Raw genomic sequence first — 17,843 nt, 5'->3', positions numbered from 1 at the left:
CGTTTGGCAAGCCGAAATTATGAAGTATCATCGTTGTTGATGGATGAATTTGAGTAGGGTAGTCAGCCCAACACTTAGGTCCCCTTATGCTCTATAGCAGCGAGCTGTACAAGTGAAAACCTGCTTTGCACAGCTCAGGTATTGCTTTCATCACGCCCTCGGCGGTATCCTTCTCCGCATCGGCGAGTACGTTGTATCTGGCAATTTCAAAGCCTAAATCATGAACGACGGGCGGTGTTCTGTTCCGTGATTTTCGATCTCAAATAAGGGGTTAGCAGCCAAAGCGGCAAAATGTCCGGATTGGCTGCTATCTATCTCACATTGATGAATAGCATCGCTGGAATTTTTCTTTGCTCAAATATTAGATAAACTTCTCATCGTAACCGCTGCCTTCTTTTCCCCACAGGCAATGACTCGCTCTTTCGTAGCCAAATGTGTTTGCGCACTGGAGATATTCTCTCCCCATTTCGATGGACTACTGGCCGCATATCGCTCGATCAGCGACTTGTCCAGCGATGTGAAAGCAGGGGTAACCTTTGCTTTTATCTTAGCCATAATGAATTCACTTTAGTATTTGATTCTCCCTATTATTCTACATCTCTACTCGTGCAAATGATACGGCACTGTCGCAACAACAATATCTTTATCTGCCTGCAGCTTGGGTTAGAGTATCCCTTGTCCTATTCGATTTGGCATTAACCTGAAACCAAGGAAGAGGGTCTTATGAAGTTGGATCTCGATAAGCAAATGCTCCTGATGCTGCGTGAAGCGGTGAAATGCCGATTGTGGATAGCCATGGATCGTTGGTATTTGTGCATTATTTGAAATGAACAAAGAAAAAACGAGTCGTGATGAAGGTTTCACCCACGGCGAAATGGTCCGCTGCCTTTTCCACACTCGTTGCCAAACCTACAAAAGAATCTACAAAAGTAAAGGGCGAATCTACGTTGATTTTGATGTAGAAGTGAAACGTTTTGCAAGACGTATTCGATTATTTTGGTTACAGCATTATTTAATGCTTCTTTGGGGTACACCTAAACCCCAGAATTACTACCAGGTGTTACCACAAAGTGCATAACTCATGTTACTACTAACCTGCTCTACCAAAAACAACCTTACGATGCACTGTGCTGGTTCTGAATCTATGCCTTGCGATCTCAATGAAGTCTGATAAGAGATTAGATAAGAAATTCTCAGAGAATATGCATTGAATAGAAACTAATTATAAGTTAACATTCACAAAGCAACCTCTTTGAGAATGATAATCAATAACAATAATGTCTGGGGGAAATAATATGTTTAAAAAAAGATGCAACGTTATTACGCTAACCTTAGGTATAATTGTGGTGATGAGTTTGACTGCTTGTAATACGTCGAATTCAGTGAATCCAGAACCAGTTGAACAAATTAATACAGAAAATGCCCAAGGGCAAGATGGTGCATCTGGCAAGCAAACTAAACCAGAGACACGAGTTGTTAGCGGCGAATTTGGAGACGTAACAATTCCCACTCACCCCCAAAGGGTGGCAGGAATCTATGTAGAGGATTATTTGAAAGCATTAGATGTGACTCCGGTTGTACAATGGTACCATCCGAGCTGGGGCAAGCAGGACTATCTTCAGCTTGATGTTCCGCAATTCGACATCACTGGCAGCATCGAAGCTCTGCTCGAGCAAAGTCCCGATCTCATCATTCTCGATGGGGGGGCTAATCAAGCCCAGTATGAGCAATATTCAAAAGTAGCGCCTACATATCGCATAAAGGAAGAAGTGCTCGAAGACTCTACAGAAATTTTAAAATCCATTGCTGATGCTTTAGGCATTCCGGAAAAGGCTGAAAAAGTATTGAAGGACTATCGTCAAAAAGTCGAAGAAAGCAAGGCTAAATTACAGAAAACTGTGGGCAAAGAGAAAGTGGCTGTTATTCGTTTAAACGTTGCAGACAAAAGTATGGCTCTCTTCGGAGTTAAAAACCGCTATACAGGTGTTATTTATAAAGAGTTTGGGCTTGAACCTGTACCTATGGCAGCAAATATGACCGACTACCATGTTATCGTCTCTGAGGAAGTCATCCCTCAGCTGGAAGCTGATCATATAATTGTATTCCCTGCCAACGGGACATGGGATGACGCTGGAAATCAGGAGGCTTACAACAAGCTGAACGGGCCATTATGGAAGAACATTCCGGCAATTAAGAACGGTAAGGTGTATAAGATGGACCGTACGCATTGGCAGTCAGGTGCTATTACAGCCAATTCAATGAAATTGGATGACTTGCTTCGATATATGGTGAAGTAACCTCTTGCCACATGTAAAGATTGAATTTAAAAAAGAAAGATTGTCAACTTCAGTTGATGAGCTTTCTTTTTTGCTTTACACTAATATAATTGAAAATAATTCTCAATCAAAAGAGGCGAGAAATAGTGAATCACACACAGCAGTTGCCATCAGCAGACGTTCTTTTTTACTCCCTTAACCAGATAGAACTGTTAAGCAGATCTGCTTACTCTAATACTTTACAGGAAGTAGTTCAAGACTGGACATTGATCATCATAACACAGGGGAACGGAATCCTGTTCGTAGATGGAACCCGGTTTCCACTCAAAAAAGGAATGGGATTTATGCTTGCCCCAGGGACAGGCAGTGACATGCGCTGTGAAGGAGAAGGACTTGCTTTTTACCAACTAAGCTTTGAAATGATTGGTAAGACTGAATCCGGATATGCTCGTATTCAGGCATCGATAGGCAATAATTTGGTACAGCATGGCTTGGTTACCTTTCATCCCTTCTCCCACTGTGTCCTGCTGCTCGAATCTTTGTATTACAATCGTGGTGACAATGGGGATACACAACGATTGACAAGACATATCCGTTTTCAGGAGCTTCTGCTGCTTTGCCAGCAAAGTAGCGTGGAGAATCAGGACGCCTTTAACCGAGCTGCAGTAGAACGTTCCATTGACTTTATAGATCATCATTACATTGAAGCATTAACAGTAGATCAGTTAGCTGCAATGGTACAAATCAATCGTTCTCGATACACACAGCTATTCAGGGAAATCACCGGACAGCTTCCACTCGACTATTTGAATGGTGTACGTATTGAGCGCGCTCAGCAATTGCTGCTTATGAGCGACGACCGTTTGCATCATATTGCACAATCGGTCGGCTATAGCAACGAATACTATTTCAACAGGCGATTTAAAGGTACCGTAGGTGTTACTCCCGGCCAGTATCGTCGCACACATCAAGGCAATATTCGCGTGTTTGCCCCATTTCTTGAGGATTATTTGCTTGCGCTGGATATTGTTCCAGTTGCCCAGTATTCACATGCGCAATGGGGAAAGCAAGAATATTTAGGACTTCATCAGGTCCCACATTTCGATATTTCGTCAGGGAATTGGGCTCAACTATCCCAATATGAGCCGGATCTTATTCTGTTGGATGAAGGGTACCGCCGCTGGCAACTTGAGGACTGCCGTCATATTGCCCCGCTATTTAAGCTTCCATTTATGGGAGAGGACTGGCGAGCAACGCTCAGAACGATAGCTTCCATCTTCGACAAATCCGGCAAGGTAGAAGAAGTAATTCAAAGTTATGAGCAAAAAGCCGCTGCCGCACGTGAGATACTCCGACGGTCTGTCTGCAACGGAACTGTAGCTTGTCTCCGTATTTCAGCATGTGGAATTAATCTATATGGAGGTGAACAACTAGGTTATACTGGTGGTGTTCTTTATAAGGATTTGGGACTCACACCCCACCCGCTTGTAAATAAGCTGACTACTGGACAAAGGCGGATATCCCTTACGAATGAATGGATCGCCCAGCTTGATGCAGATCACTTGTTTATTACGTTCGATAAACGTGAAGGAGAAGGCAGAGAACTACTGGACACACCTTTGTGGAATCAGCTTCCTGCTGTTCAACACGGGCATGTGTATGAAGTTGATTTTATAGCCTGGATGAATTACGGTGTGTTGTCACACAAACGAAAAATTGATGATGTGCTGGCAGTTTTAGCTTAATCAACAATCAATTTAAAGCCCGCTGCTGCAGCGGGCTCATTGTTACACCCCGATTTATCGCTTACCGTATTGCGCCTATGCTTCAAGTTATGAAGTCCATCCCAATCAGACTTGAAAGAGATCAGCATTATTTCTGGGGATTATTAGTAGAAAGTACTTTCGAAAATAAGAAGACTTCACAATATATACACCAGTATACTATAGGGGGGTATGGTATACTTGGAGCGTGAATGAATTAACATCATGCTTAAAGGAGAGATCATCATGGAAATCGCTGTCCTGCTATACGATGGTATTACAGCATTAGATGCAATTGGTCCATACGAAGTATTTGCTGCAACAATGAAATGTAATGTGAAATTTGTAGCCAAGCAGAAAGGACTCATCAAACTAGATTCAAAAATGGGTGGTTTGTATGCCGATTATAGTTTCTCTGAGGTTAATACAGCCGATATTCTTATTGTTCCCGGCTGCAGCCCTCCTAACTACAAAACACCAATCAATGACGAAGAAACATTGAATTGGATTCGTAAAATACATGAAACGACGAAGTGGACGACTTCGGTATGTACTGGCTCGCTTATTTTGAGCGCTGCAGGCTTATTGAATGGAGCGAACGCGACCACTCATTGGGCCTCCTTCAACCTGCTTCATTCTCTTGGAGCCATTCCAACAGAAGAAAGAGTGGTTCGCCATGATAAAATCGTAACCGCAGCTGGTGTATCTTCAGGTATTGATATGGCTCTCCAATTAGTATCTTGGGAGTTCGGGGATGATCTGGGTAAAGGAGTCCAGTTGATTTTGGAATACGATCCTCAGCCACCATTTGATGCGGGTTCAACGAAGAAAGCACCTGCCCCACTGGTTGAACAGATAGGCGGGTTGCTTCAAGAGTTTTCAGAGCGAGAGCCTAATCTGTAAGCCACAAATAGGACAGTCTCATTATGTATAGTTGTAGATGTATGCTCTCATCAACATTAGTGACTCCCCCATTCGTTTTGTGGCTTACACTAAAATAGAAACCAAATATAGCTGAAGAAGGAGCGAGTATCGCTTCTTCTTTTTTCATTTACAAAGATCATTCCAATCACAAACCATGATTGCTTTAATAAGCTTATCCAGAATGCAAAAATGGTTGGCTGCACATCTTTTATCATTAGTTTACATAATATATTATATGTATATTTAATTGGTCATGGATGAACTCTCTTCTTTTGGAGCAAATTAACACAATGCTACATGCAACTGTTTGTAAGGAGGTTCATATGAGCGTACCCAAGACTTCCGTTAGCTTTTTACAAGTGTGCATGATCTTACTGCTATCAACCGGCATGTTGAATCATGTGATTATCATCCCTCTTCTGCTGCAGCAATCCGGCAGAGACGGATGGTTAAGCATTGTAATGGTTATGGCTCTTAGCCTGCTCTGGATCCCGGTCATTCTGTGGACCATAAAAAAGAAAGGCAAGCAAACTTTATTTGAATGGCTTAACGGAAAAACAGGCCCATTTGTGGCATGGCTAGTCATTATCATTCTTGTTACGTACTTGCTAACAGTAGCCTTCATCACATTAAAGGATACTGCCAGTTGGACAACCGTATCGTATTTACCCCACACTCCGCTATTTGTTATCGTCATAACGTTGGCAATTTTATCCGCAGCATGCGCTCTTGCAGGTATTCGATCGATAGCTATATGTTCAGGTATGCTGCTGCCGGTCGTTATTGTTTTAGGTTACTTTGTGATGGGAGCCAACATGCAGTATAAAAACTATTCGTTGATGTTTCCCCTTCTTGAGAATGGAACTCTTCCCGTACTCCAGGGAACGATCTATGGAGGCGCCGGCATGGTTGAACTCATTATGGTACTTTTCCTGCATCATCATATGTCTACCAAGGTTAACTTTTGGGGAATGGCAGTGTTAGCAATCTTTTTAGGTGGGCTTACTATAGGTCCCTACATTGGAGCAATCGCTAACTTTGGCCGAGACACAGCTGTCAGCTTACGGTTCCCTACATTTGAGCAATGGCGACTGGTTACCGTAGGCAAGTACATCAATCACGTAGACTTCTTTTCCATTTTCCAATGGTTATCTGGAGCGTTTATTCGCATATCATTGGCCATGTTCCTGATCTACGATCTCATGCCCTTTCGCAGTAAAGGGGCCAGGGCTGCCGTATGCATAATATCCGGACTGCTCTTGATCAGTGTAATACAGATTAGTATGAGCGACATGATGTTTCTTTCATGGCTGCATGACTACTATTATCCTGTTGTTACCATTGGAATCCTTGTATGCTCAGGCATCTTTGCCCTTCTTGCTTGCTTTTCCAACACATCTAAAAGGACTATTTAACATGAATGAGGATCCAACAAATATTTCTAGCGACAAATTGCCGAATCGACTAAATGAATTAGCACCATTAACTATATTGAGCCTAAAAAAACATCTTTTAACTTGCTCAGATATCCATTTCCACACCTGCAAGTACAACACTTTACATCAGGAAATTGAGGTGGTGTTTGCATGGTGCGAGGGAATGGCCGACTTCCAGCAGTTTAATCAGTATATAATACCAAGGTTCAGAGATCTTATGCAGTCGGTAGAAGAGGTATCTCATTTAGACGACCATTCTAGTCTGTCATTGATTCCATTAGCGTCATCCTCTGGGTTGTTAAAAGCAGAAGCACGTTTATTCGATGGTCACCTACTGGTGTGCTTTCCTGATGTTGAGCGTTACTATACGATTGATATTGCCAAGCCGCCTAATCGGGCTCCAGAGGAATCAAGTACGGAAATCTCGATCAAAGGGCCAAAGGATGGCTTTACAGAAAGCCTTACGACTAATATTGCACTAGTTCGCAAACGAATGAAGTCCGACAGCTTGAAGGTCGAAAGTCTTACGATAGGCAGGCGCACACATACCGACGTCGCACTGTTATACATTAAAGATATCGCAAATCCTGATTTAGTCGCCGATGTCAGAGATCGCCTTAATCGTCTAGACATTGATGCGCTGATTAGCAGCTCGCAGCTAGGTGATGCAATTGGCGATTCCCAATATGCCCTATTCCCGCTGCTCGACTATATTGGCAGGCCTGATCATGTCGTGCAATCACTCGTCAGAGGACGATTTGTCATTATGGTTGATACGACTCCCATGGCGCTGATCGGTCCAGCTGACCTGATGTTAGCTTTAAAATCACCTGAGGATGCGCATTTTCCATATTACTTTGTTACATTCCAACGTCTACTGCGACTTGTAGGCTTGTTCGTATCTATATTTATCCCAGGATTCTGGATTGCGTTAATTGCCTTTAATGTAGAGCAGCTTCCTCTGCCATTACTCGCAACTGTCACCAATGCCAGATCCGGATTACCTTTCTCTGCATCAATGGAGTTAATCCTAATGTTAGGACTGTTTGAGATTTTTCGTGAAGCTGGTGTTAGGCTCCCCAAGGCCGTTGGCCAGACTGTAGCTGTTGTCGGCGGTCTTATTGTAGGTGACGCTTCTATAAGGGCTGGACTTGGCTCTCCTACAACATTGGTTGTAGCCGCTGTCACTGCAGTTGCGACCTTCACACTAGTAAATCAGTCACTAAGCGGCACTGTGAGTGTAATCAGATTAGGTGTTGTTCTCTTGTCGTCATTTCTAGGGATGTATGGATTCTTTATCGCCATGCTGTCAATACTGCTGTATTTATCAACACTGGAGTCCTTTGGGATTCCTTACCTGGCTCCATTGTCCCCACCATCGTTTCATGATATTGCCAAATCCTTGATTGAGTTGCCCTCTAAATGGAAAAATAGACGACCGGAATATATTTATCCGTTGGATAAAACACGGGAAGGAGATAAGAAATAATGAGTGCGCGTATCCCAATTCGAGGGCTGTATGTTGGAAGTTTACTCTTGCTGCTACTTAGCTTAAGCGGATGCTGGGATTATAAAAATGTGCAGGATAACAATTATGTCACAGCTATTGGTATCGATTTTCAGAATGATAAATACATTGTATATACGCAATCCCTTGATTTTTCAAATGTAGCCAAGCAAGAAGGAGTTAAGCCTAAAGATAAAGTACCCGTATGGCTAGGACGCGGGGAAGGTGTAACGTTAGACGCAGCGATCAATAATATTTATAATTCCTCACAACTGCCTATTGTTTGGGAACATACCACTGCTATTGTGTTTCACGAACGAGTGTTATCGCAAAATATGAAAAGCATGATGGATTCGATGCTGCGTTATCATGAAATTAGATATTCACCTTGGGTGTTTGGTACGCATGTTTCGATTAAGGAGCTGTTTGCAGTCAATAACACATTTAACTTGGCGCCTATCAATTCCCTGCTTCATAATCCGATGGACATGTACGAGCAACAAGCCTATATCAAGCCGCTGTCACTGCGTGAAATGTTAATAAAGCTAGTAGAACCCGGGGCAACCCTACTCCTGCCCTCATTGGCCACAAATAGCAAGCAGTGGTTCAAAGACATTAAACCCAATGAGCAGTATGAAGTGGATGGTATATTTGTAATTGACGACAATTCGTATAAAGGATGGCAGTCCAAAGCGGACAGTTTGGGCTTAAGATGGATTAATTCGAGTTCAGCACGAACGGCATTGGCTATTGGGCGGGACAATAACAAACACCAGGTCTTATTATCGATGGAAACATCGAAATGGGACATTCACGTGCGTACTCAAGGAGCCGTGCTCTCCTATACCATTAAAGCCAATATTACTGGTAGTATTGATGAAATGTTGGCTCCACTGCCAGAGTCTGAAATAGAGGAACTTGCAGAAGATAAAGTGAAGGCTGAGATAAAACACACGTTCAAGGTGGGGTTGGATCATAATGCGGATCTATACAGCTTGCATCAATATGTATACCGCCAACAGGTAACGCATTGGAAACGCCAAGGTAACGGCAGAAACATTACACTTTCCCCTGGTGATCTGGACAATATTCAAGTAAAGGTCAAACTTGTTCACGCTGGCATGTCAAAATTAAAGCAAAAATAAGTTTTGTTCCTGATATCGTTAAAACTGATGTTTATCCATACATGAGAACCTAGGAAATATAATAATTTAAGCGGCCATTTCCTTATGCTTATTTCCCAGGCAAGCGCAATAATCGCTAGAAATCAAGTGCATCAGACAGAATATACGATCTTTCTACGACAGCAGTCGCTTTACCAGAGATGCATGAAGAACCAAGTCGTAACTTGGCTCTTCTGATGGCCTCTCCGTTGGAAATACTATCTGTATTTCCCGAAACAGCATATCTTGGAGGTATCCTCTTGTATATGTTAACTTAATTTGATCTGATAAGCTTGTGTATTACTTCTTCGCTTCACGAACGATGTAAAACGTGACACGGTCTCCTTTTTTCACTGCTGTTCCTGCTGCGGGCTCCTGCTTAAAGACTTTGCCTGCTTCCTGACCCTCAGCGTTTTCTTTGGCAAAGCTATATTTCATGCCTGCCGCCAATGCCGCTTTCTCTGCTTCGGCTTGTGTAAGACCAACCAAATTAGGTGCCGTTCCGCTTGGTGTCGTTGGTTGTGTCGTATTGCCATTAGGATCTGTTGGAACTGTCGGTTCCGTTGGCGCCGTTGGGTCAGTAGTGACCGGCGGTGTAGTTGTTCCCGGGTTTGTGCCAGGAGTAGTTGTCCCATCGGTTCCACCCGTAGTTGGTTGTTCTGTTTCCACCCCTGTGTTCGGACTTGTTGTACCCGGATCGGTTGTTTGTCCTTGATTTGGCTGCTGTTCGCTTCCTTCGCCATTTTCATTGCTGGTAGAATCAGTATTTCCACTCTCTGACGTACCACCTTTATTTGTAGTACCCGGTTCTACTTGTCCTGTTGTTGAGTCAGTTCCCGCAGATGATCCATTATCAGTAGAAGTAGAACCATCCCCGTTATCTACTTGATTGGATTCTGATGTTTCTTCTTTATGTTGATCTGCATCGTTTGGCGTTGTGACTGTTGATTCTGGTTCAGTTGCCGCATCGCTTGATTTGCTTAAAGAATTAGCCCAGATAATTGCTCCGCCAAGCAAACTGACAAATAAAATGCAGCCTGCAATAATAAGCGGCGTTCTCAGCTTCCGCTTAGGAGCCTGCTGTACTCGCTTATCAGGCTGTGTCCGTTCTCGAACGAGCGTTTGCGGTCGCTCCTCCTGTTCGACTGTATCATAAGCTGTCTCAGGTTCATCGTACAGCGTCGAATCTGCAACATAGGCTTCTGGTGTGGTGGACGACAAAGACTCATAAGTAGGCGGCTGAGCTGCTTTCACCTCATACTGGGCATAACTGTCTACAATCGGCAGATTAGGCTGATTTAAGATCTCTGTAATCGTGGTCATATAACCCAATACTGACTCATCGTCCTGATATACCCGTCTAGCCAGTGTCAAGACGGATTGGCGTTGAGCCGGCAGCTCATGCTTTAAAGCTGACTGCATTCTACTCACATAAATATCGTACTGACGCGGTGCCAGTGCATGAAGCGTACACAATTGATAAAGCAATTGTGACAAGCCCGACGTGCCTGTTCGACTGCTTCTAGCTTCATTCCAGTAATTCATTACGAGTAATTCATGCTGATCGGTAATCCAGAGATTATCAAAGCTCACAGAGAAAGCTGACGTGCCTAATCGGCCTCCCTCCTGGAGCCGTTGGCCCGCAAGAAATACAATCTGGAGCGCTGTCTGCAAAGGCACTGCATGCTTCTCTGCATATTGATACAAGGGCATACCCTTGTACGCATTAAATACCATAAAAGCATTGGGACCATCCGTTCCCGCATTCAATAACTGGAAGAAAGAGTCGCTAGATGACTGAGACAGTTCAGCTGTTAGTTCTCTTAATGAGTCTTCAGGTGTGCCAGTGCTTAACAATAAAAATATTTCTCTTTTAAGAGATGTATCCTGTGCACGGTACCAAGTGCCGTCATCCGATTGCATTATGGTCTGTACTAATTCATATCTTCCATCGATCATTTGATTATTCATGTTTGTCCTCTACTTTCTTGCTTCATTATTTCTTAGGAGCACTATGTATGTATATTATTAACCATACGTAAACAAAACTCAAAAGTTGCCCTACTCCCTTATTTATTAATAATACTCCCGTTCATTCAGGTTTCAATCCTATTCTGTCATTTCCTATATATTGCTAGAATTGTGGATACTGGATTAGAGCCTGACGCAGCCCCCTCTGATTTTAATATCCGATGCCATTTATGCTACACTGTAGTTATTCATAAAACCAGACGCAGGGAGGACATGTTCAATGATGCAATATCGTGTGTTAGGCAAGACAGGTATGAAAGTCTCCGTAATCGGTGTGGGAACATGGCAATTTGGCGGCGAATGGGGTCATGATTACACGCAGGCAGAAGTGGATCGTATTCTGCATCAGGCAAAAGAGGTTGGTATCAACTTCATTGACACAGCCGAATGTTATGGCGACCATTTGTCAGAGAAATTGATTGGCGGCTATTTGGCACAAAATAATCGTGAAGATTGGATTCTGGCAACAAAGTTCGGACATCAGTTTCACTCGCACATGAACCGCACTGATAAATATGGTGCTAGTGACGTGCTGCAACAATTGGACAAATCATTAATAGCATTAAATACAGATTACATAGATTTGTATCAATTCCATTCTGGTAATGATGAGGCTTTTAATAATGATGAACTGTGGACGATGCTCGATAAGCAGATGAATTCAGGTAAAATAAGACATATTGGCATATCTTTAAACAAGAGCAACAGCATGCATCAGACAGTAAATGCAACAGAGATTGGAGCAAGCGTAATCCAGATCGTATATAATCGTTTGGATCGTCGCCCAGAACAAGACGTATTTCCTGAGTGTGAAGCGCACAATTTAGGCGTTCTGGCACGTGTACCTCTTGCAAGCGGATTTTTGACTGGGAAGTATAAAGCAGGCATGAAATTCGGAGAAAATGATGTCCGTGCGCGGCATAATGGAGTAGAGCTAGACGAAACGTTAAAGCAAGTCGAGCTGATCCAGCGTAATGAAGTGCCGCATGATGTCAATATGGCGCAGTGGGCTTTAGCTTGGTGTTTACGCCACCCTGCAGTGACAAGTGTAATTCCTGGCTGCAAAGACGAAGCCCAAGTGATTAGTAATGCCAAGGCTGTCGAACTTATTGATTCGACTCACCCACTGGTGTGGAGTGCAGACTAATTACTTATTTAATATGATTTAATAGTTATGAATGACTAAAGAGCAGGCTATCCCTAGGATTGTCTGCTCTTTAAGATGTTTATTCCACTGCAATTCATTTAACATGACAGAAATTAGACACTTATAAGTGGATCAAACGATAGGATTGAAACGCAATTGGTTTACATAATAATATTTATGTCACTCTTTATCTTAAGGATAGTAAATACCCTTTCAATGAATACAAAAGGTTATTTACTATCCTTATTGGACGCTGGTGGTCTCCAATCACACTGTTGATCCTGACAAGCACCTGCGGGTACAATTATACGACGCGAAGCAATAAAATCATACAGTCTTTCGCCTAACCTGATCCAACGACTGATAACTAGCAGCGGCCAAAAAATCCATAAGAGCGGAATCGCTTTGGATATCACGATAACAGCATCAATCCCACTATATAAGCGGTTCGACTGAACCTCTCTCACATGCATTCTCTGTTCCAACTCAGGCAAAGGAATGTGCTTCACACTAGATTGGCTTACAGCTATATCATCTCGAATCGATTGGAACTGCAGCACGCGAAAGGAATCGATAGCTATTAATCGCTTGCGAATCCCTGTGCACAGTGGACACCAACTGTCATACCACACTTCCAAGTGTATACGCTTGCCCAATCTGAACACCATGAATTCTCACCTCTTTACATCTTTACTACAGTTGTTTTCCGTTATCGTACATCATATTCTATTTTGAAGTATATTGGAAGTCCACATGACTGCAACTTACAGACACCGACCGGCCTTTTGCCTTGAAATACACTTTCAAACAAAAAACCTCCGTAATAGGTCGGAGGTTCAACAGCAGTATGTTTCAAATTCTTCAATTCTTCAAACGTTGTGTTCAAAAGATGAGCAAATTCCCATTTTAGAATGTTACTTTTTTCACAATGTAGGGGATAAAAAAGTTTTGTTCCTTATGCGTAATACGCTGCTAACATATCACGTGTTTCATTATGTTCATTATCTACGTCTACTTGATGATGGTTTGTCCAGCATTGCTTGCACTCTTCCTCGGTTGTGCATAAATGTTTGTCATCACAGTTGTAACACAATTGCAGGAAGTACTGAGTGACCTTGTTTGTATCGTTAAATGTTTTGAATGTTCTCATTGTAATCACTCCTCTTATTTGATGTCTTTACTATATCACAAATTTACAGCATATAATGTGATTAATTTCACATTATAAAAAATAAATGTAAAAGCCACTTCTCACCTGACGATGAGCGGTGGCTTCTTATCATATCCTCTAATCTAGATTACAATTTTAATCCCATCGGTGTCAGAGCATTCATCATCTTCACATGAACCAACGTTCTTGCTATTTCGGAGTAACCGGACAAATCATCAAACACTTGCCGGTAAGTTTTTCGTAAAGGAAATAGAAACTTGGAAAAGACTTATAGCCAAACTCAAAGGCACGCTGACTTGCCCTTCTAATATTCCACTCGGTGTTTTGATCGCATTTTCACAACCGTCTATTTTTACAATCGGGGACCCTAATGAATGGAATTCAAACAAAAAAAGCCTCTCCGCGAGGAGAGACTTCATACAATTAACACAATTAATTATAAATGTTGTTATATAACCAAAAACAAGACAGCAAACAGCGCAGATGTAATTACACCCATTAGTCCCATTGCCAAACCACTAAACGTTCCTTGCTTCTCAGAATCAGCTAAACATTTAGCTGTTCCGAAGCCATGGGCTGCTGTACCAAGCGCAATCCCCAACGAAACTTCATCTCTAATACCGAACTTCCGCAGGAAGGCTGTGCCTACAAGTGCTCCCACAATTCCCGTAAATACCGTAAAGACAGCAGCCAATTCTGGAACAGCTCCAAGGGATTTGGCAATCTCAACTGCAATCGGCGAACTCACGGATTTTGGCAGCATACTCATCGCAATATCTTTGCCTCCGCTAAAGGAGAACATAATCGCAGCTACACTTGCTACCCCAACAATGGATCCGCACGTTATCGACAGCATTACCGCACGAAATTGTTCTTTAATGTGTTGACGATGTTTATAAATTGGGACTCCGAGAGCAATCGTAGCAGGTCCTAGCAGCAGTGACAATAGGTCGGCCCCTTCTTTGTATTGCTGAAGCGGTAGGCCACTAATCAACAAGATCGATATAAGGACTCCGGCGCTTACAATCATAGGATGCATCCATTTAATACGTTGTTGTAGTGCGCGAGCCGCTATGTACACCACAACCGTTATCGTTAAGCCAAACCAAACTTTTTGGAGAATGTCTGCTGCATTCATGCTGCTTCCCCCTGGCCTACCTTATTGGTCACAGGCTCATTATGATCTGTAGATTGCAGCTTCTTGGCAACCATGCCGGTTACGTACAATACCGCTAGCGTGCTGCCGCCGATTCCAGCAAATATGCTGAACCAATGGGCTTCAAGAACCGGGAAGAACGCGATAATACCCACTACGTAAGGAATAAAAAACAAGAGCATATGTTTCAGAAGGTATTGAGCTGATCGTTCAACCCACTCCAATCGAATGACCTTCAAGCCAAGCGCTGCTAGAAATAACACAAGCCCAAGCACATTCCCCGGTAAAGGAATATTCAGCGTATTATGCAGCCATACACCTGCTAAGTTAAATCCGACCAAAATTGCGAAGCCTATTAGCCCTTCCATGTACAATCACCTTCTGCAAGTTATTATCTAAGCTGTATTACTGAATTATAAATAGAGAAGTCATCAGTTAGTGTGTGAAATAGGTTCTAACAACCTTGTTCTAACCTTCTTTCATTACTTATTGTAGCACCATATGCCCCCCTGTCCTACACGCGGAAAGCGGCGTATTCATGAGATGGAAGCGGTTTTTTCCATGCTAAAGGCCCGGAACCGTGATTCCGAGCCTTTGAGTGTTATTTTCATGATTTTTCATTATAGTTTTCAAAATGTTCTTATTTTGTATTTGTACGTCCGATTTCCAATAAACTTTGTCTATGGATTCGTTGGAGCCAGCGTGTATATCTCCACATTAACGTATTAAGTGACATTCGCTTCGGAAATGCTACATACTGCGACTCCCATTCTGGTTCACTCCATGTCTGCCAGCGATAACGCTGATTGTAGAGCAGAAATTGACCTCGCAAGCGTCGATACATGGCAATGGCAGAACGTTCCGTCCATGAATAAGGCGCAAGAGACGTCTCGACGTGTGCGAGCGGAATAAAGCCCGTCTCTAGTATGACTTCTTTGTGACGTGCCCACATATACAGAGTATGAAGCAAATGATGATCTCCATCCGTCACCTCACTTGGTTCATACTGCTGGGACAAACTGGTGCAGCGCATATCCTCAATAATAAGCCGCCTGTTCGCAGTGTCTAGGAAGACAATGGCATAACCGGTCCATGTCTCATGCGAAGCGGGCTGCAGTACAAACAAATAATGCGAACCGTTCATCAGATGTAATGCACGTGTAAAGCCTTGTACATACTCTGCACTTACATTTGACCATTGACTTATGCTGGCCAGAAGATGATTCTGCACAGATTGGTCCAACGGAAAGTCATACCTTTCCACATGACTCATATCAGGAACTTCTTCCGTGATGGTACCTTCCATTCGGATGTGCGCCCGTTCACCAATTTTGAAGAAGTCGTTGCCATAGTCATGCAGCAGCGGCATCCACTCCGAATTGACCTGCGTGAAAACAACTTCATACCCGAATCGATCAGCTTGGGCGTACAATTGCTGCATCACTTTAGCACGATACTTTGCATCAATTTGCGGCAGGCCAAGTACCAGTACTCTCCTACCTCGGATAACAATTGGCAGCTGCATGTTGGGAATGTCTGTTTCGTACATCCGTTTATATGGTACATGTTCATATATCCAGCCGTTTGGAACAGTCTGAAAATAATGACGATCATGATAGGACCATTCACGCCCAAAGGGCTCACGATTATGGTGTTCAAATGCTGCCCAGCCAATACTGTACAAACATACAAATACGATACCTGCTGTGACGATGGAGGTTGCCCATTCACCTTGTGACAGCAAATAGCTGCCAAACTCAATCGAATCGTGCAGTGAACTGAACACTTTGCCGATAATCAAGTACATCCAGACGACGATGAGCATAAATAATGTGCTCACTATGGTCGCAGCTTTCGTGATGGGATAACGCAGTCTTGTGAACTGGCTGCGCAGTAAAAATACAAATAAAAGCATACCAAGCAGCCACAAAGTATGTCGGATACTTGTTCCCAATAAAAAAGTAGCTGTCGTACTTATGAGCAGTGCAATTAATGTAATATAATAGGCGCGCAGCGTTCTTTCGAATATCCCTTTTAACATCATCAGAATAAGGAAAGCAGAGCCAATAATCATACCGTTAACAATTGGATAAGCGCTCTGTGAATTCAACCACGGTATCCGGACAAACGATTGCCCGAGCTCTGGTGTCGTGACGCCATAAGCCAGCAGAAAGATGGACGTCATAAACAATAGAATAGTAATTGACCAGGCAGATAAGCTCATCCAGACGGAGCGTTGTATAAACCAGAATATACTTCCCGATTCAATGTAAGAACTGAATTTAGGATGATCTTCCCATTTTTTCACGGCGACCTCGCCGAATTCAAATGCAGCGAAGATGAGACCCAATCCAAATGGTATAAAATAATAAATAATCCGGAATAACAACAAGCCTGTAAACACCAAATGATCTTCAACGCCCAGTGCCTGCATCCCAATGAGATAAGTAATATCAAATGTACCAAATCCGCCTGGAACCATACTAATGATTCCAGCCACGGCACTAACCGTATAGATGCCAATCACTTGTATGTAACTTACAGGGACTCCTAAACATACTAATATCGAGTAAGCAACTGTCCCAGCTGCCAGCCATTCAATAAAGGACACTAGCGTATAACCAAATGTCAATCCCACATTGGCATGCTGACGTCCTTTCCAACGTGAAAGCAAAAGATAAGTCGGAAAAAAAAGCGCGATCCCGATTAGCACAATCCATAGCCAGCCTTTAGCATTCAACAGTTCATGCGCTGGGAATACGCCGATAATAACAAGAATGGATAACAAGGACAAGCCACTAATCATAGATGGTGCCATCCAGGCAATCGCGAGCAGCAATCTAGACGCATCTTTAGACACGGATCGATAAAGTACAGTTCGAACGCCGACTCCTGCTACTCCTCCAAAACCAAAAATACCGTTAAACGTGTTAGCTATCCAAGATACACGGAAAATTTTACTCCATCTCATCTTGGCCCTGATTGAGCGCAGCAGCATCACATCATAGAAAAACATGGTGGAAACTGCCAATATGCCTAAAATAATTAGCCCTGTAAAGTTCTCGCTCGACAACAATCGAACCGCTTTTAACGACTCTGAGATGGAAAAGCGAGAAAGTTCTTTCTTTCCTTGAATAATAACAAATAAAATAACAGCCAACGGAAAACCGATCTTAAAAGACTTTACAAGCCAACGTTGGCGGAATAGCGCTTGAAGCTTTGACTTGATTGCATTCATACGCACTCCTCCTTTGGTGAAGCAATAGCCA

The 17,843-nt window shown here is 42.9% G+C and carries 15 protein-coding genes; 8 read left to right on the top strand and 7 right to left on the bottom strand.

Translation table 11 applies throughout. The annotated features are described in order from the left end of the window. Positions 1-354: 354 nt before the first annotated feature. Complete coding sequence (locus MH117_RS18255; protein WP_239331027.1) at positions 355-555, bottom strand: hypothetical protein; 201 nt, start codon at positions 553-555, stop codon at positions 355-357. Positions 556-826: 271 nt separating this feature from the next. On the opposite strand from MH117_RS18255, the gene MH117_RS18250 reads away from it, so the two are divergent. The 7 genes from MH117_RS18250 (at position 827) to MH117_RS18220 (ending at position 9,051) form a co-directional block, all read left to right on the top strand. Continuing rightward, a complete protein-coding gene (locus MH117_RS18250; RefSeq protein ID WP_239331024.1) occupies positions 827-1,078 on the top strand; it encodes a hypothetical protein in 252 nt (83 codons plus the stop codon). A 217-nt stretch (positions 1,079-1,295) separates the two neighbouring features. After that, on the top strand, positions 1,296-2,297 hold the full coding sequence (locus MH117_RS18245; protein WP_239331021.1) for an ABC transporter substrate-binding protein: 1,002 nt from the start codon (positions 1,296-1,298) through the stop codon (positions 2,295-2,297). A gap of 125 nt (positions 2,298-2,422) precedes the next feature. Then, the gene (locus tag MH117_RS18240; RefSeq protein WP_239331019.1) at positions 2,423-4,021 is read left to right on the top strand and encodes a helix-turn-helix domain-containing protein; all 1,599 of its coding nucleotides are present in this window, start codon (positions 2,423-2,425) and stop codon (positions 4,019-4,021) included. Positions 4,022-4,285: 264 nt separating this feature from the next. Then, positions 4,286-4,942, top strand: a complete 657-nt coding sequence (locus MH117_RS18235; protein ID WP_239331018.1) for a DJ-1/PfpI family protein — start codon at positions 4,286-4,288, stop codon at positions 4,940-4,942. Between the two features lie 344 nt (positions 4,943-5,286). After that, positions 5,287-6,378, top strand: a complete 1,092-nt coding sequence (locus MH117_RS18230; RefSeq protein ID WP_239331016.1) for a GerAB/ArcD/ProY family transporter — start codon at positions 5,287-5,289, stop codon at positions 6,376-6,378. A 1-nt stretch (position 6,379) separates the two neighbouring features. Then, the gene (locus MH117_RS18225; RefSeq protein ID WP_481857281.1) at positions 6,380-7,888 is read left to right on the top strand and encodes a spore germination protein; all 1,509 of its coding nucleotides are present in this window, start codon (positions 6,380-6,382) and stop codon (positions 7,886-7,888) included. Continuing rightward, entirely contained in the window at positions 7,888-9,051 is a 1,164-nt protein-coding gene (locus MH117_RS18220) for a Ger(x)C family spore germination protein (RefSeq protein ID WP_239331014.1), read from the top strand. Before MH117_RS18225 ends, MH117_RS18220 begins: the two co-directional genes overlap by 1 nt. Before the next feature lie 318 nt (positions 9,052-9,369). On the opposite strand, the gene MH117_RS18215 is transcribed toward MH117_RS18220, so the two are convergent. Continuing rightward, entirely contained in the window at positions 9,370-11,040 is a 1,671-nt protein-coding gene (locus MH117_RS18215) for a Stk1 family PASTA domain-containing Ser/Thr kinase (protein WP_239331012.1), read from the bottom strand. Positions 11,041-11,323: 283 nt separating this feature from the next. Between MH117_RS18215 and MH117_RS18210 the strand changes: the two genes are divergently transcribed. After that, complete coding sequence (locus MH117_RS18210; RefSeq protein ID WP_239331354.1) at positions 11,324-12,247, top strand: aldo/keto reductase; 924 nt, start codon at positions 11,324-11,326, stop codon at positions 12,245-12,247. Positions 12,248-12,477: 230 nt separating this feature from the next. Here MH117_RS18210 and MH117_RS18205 read toward each other — a convergent pair whose 3' ends face one another. The 5 genes from MH117_RS18205 to MH117_RS18185 form a co-directional block, all read right to left on the bottom strand. Continuing rightward, on the bottom strand, positions 12,478-12,915 hold the full coding sequence (locus MH117_RS18205; RefSeq protein WP_239331010.1) for a thiol-disulfide oxidoreductase DCC family protein: 438 nt from the start codon (positions 12,913-12,915) through the stop codon (positions 12,478-12,480). Positions 12,916-13,202: 287 nt separating this feature from the next. Then, a complete protein-coding gene (locus MH117_RS18200; RefSeq protein ID WP_239331008.1) occupies positions 13,203-13,397 on the bottom strand; it encodes a hypothetical protein in 195 nt (64 codons plus the stop codon). A gap of 469 nt (positions 13,398-13,866) precedes the next feature. Further along, on the bottom strand, positions 13,867-14,556 hold the full coding sequence (locus MH117_RS18195) for an LrgB family protein (RefSeq protein WP_239331007.1): 690 nt from the start codon (positions 14,554-14,556) through the stop codon (positions 13,867-13,869). Next, positions 14,553-14,942: a CidA/LrgA family protein gene (locus tag MH117_RS18190; RefSeq protein WP_239331005.1), complete on the bottom strand. Its 390-nt coding sequence runs from the start codon at positions 14,940-14,942 to the stop codon at positions 14,553-14,555. The genes MH117_RS18195 and MH117_RS18190 overlap by 4 nt, the downstream gene beginning before the upstream one ends. A 272-nt stretch (positions 14,943-15,214) precedes the next feature. Continuing rightward, a complete protein-coding gene (locus MH117_RS18185) occupies positions 15,215-17,812 on the bottom strand; it encodes a flippase-like domain-containing protein (RefSeq protein WP_239331002.1) in 2,598 nt (865 codons plus the stop codon). Positions 17,813-17,843: the final 31 nt, after the last annotated feature.

The sequence above is a fragment of the Paenibacillus sp. ACRRX genome (assembly GCF_022346885.1).
Taxonomy (GTDB): domain Bacteria; phylum Bacillota; class Bacilli; order Paenibacillales; family Paenibacillaceae; genus Paenibacillus_B.
The sequence above is the reverse complement of the archived record's forward strand: the minus strand, read 5'-3'. Positions and strand labels throughout refer to the sequence as shown.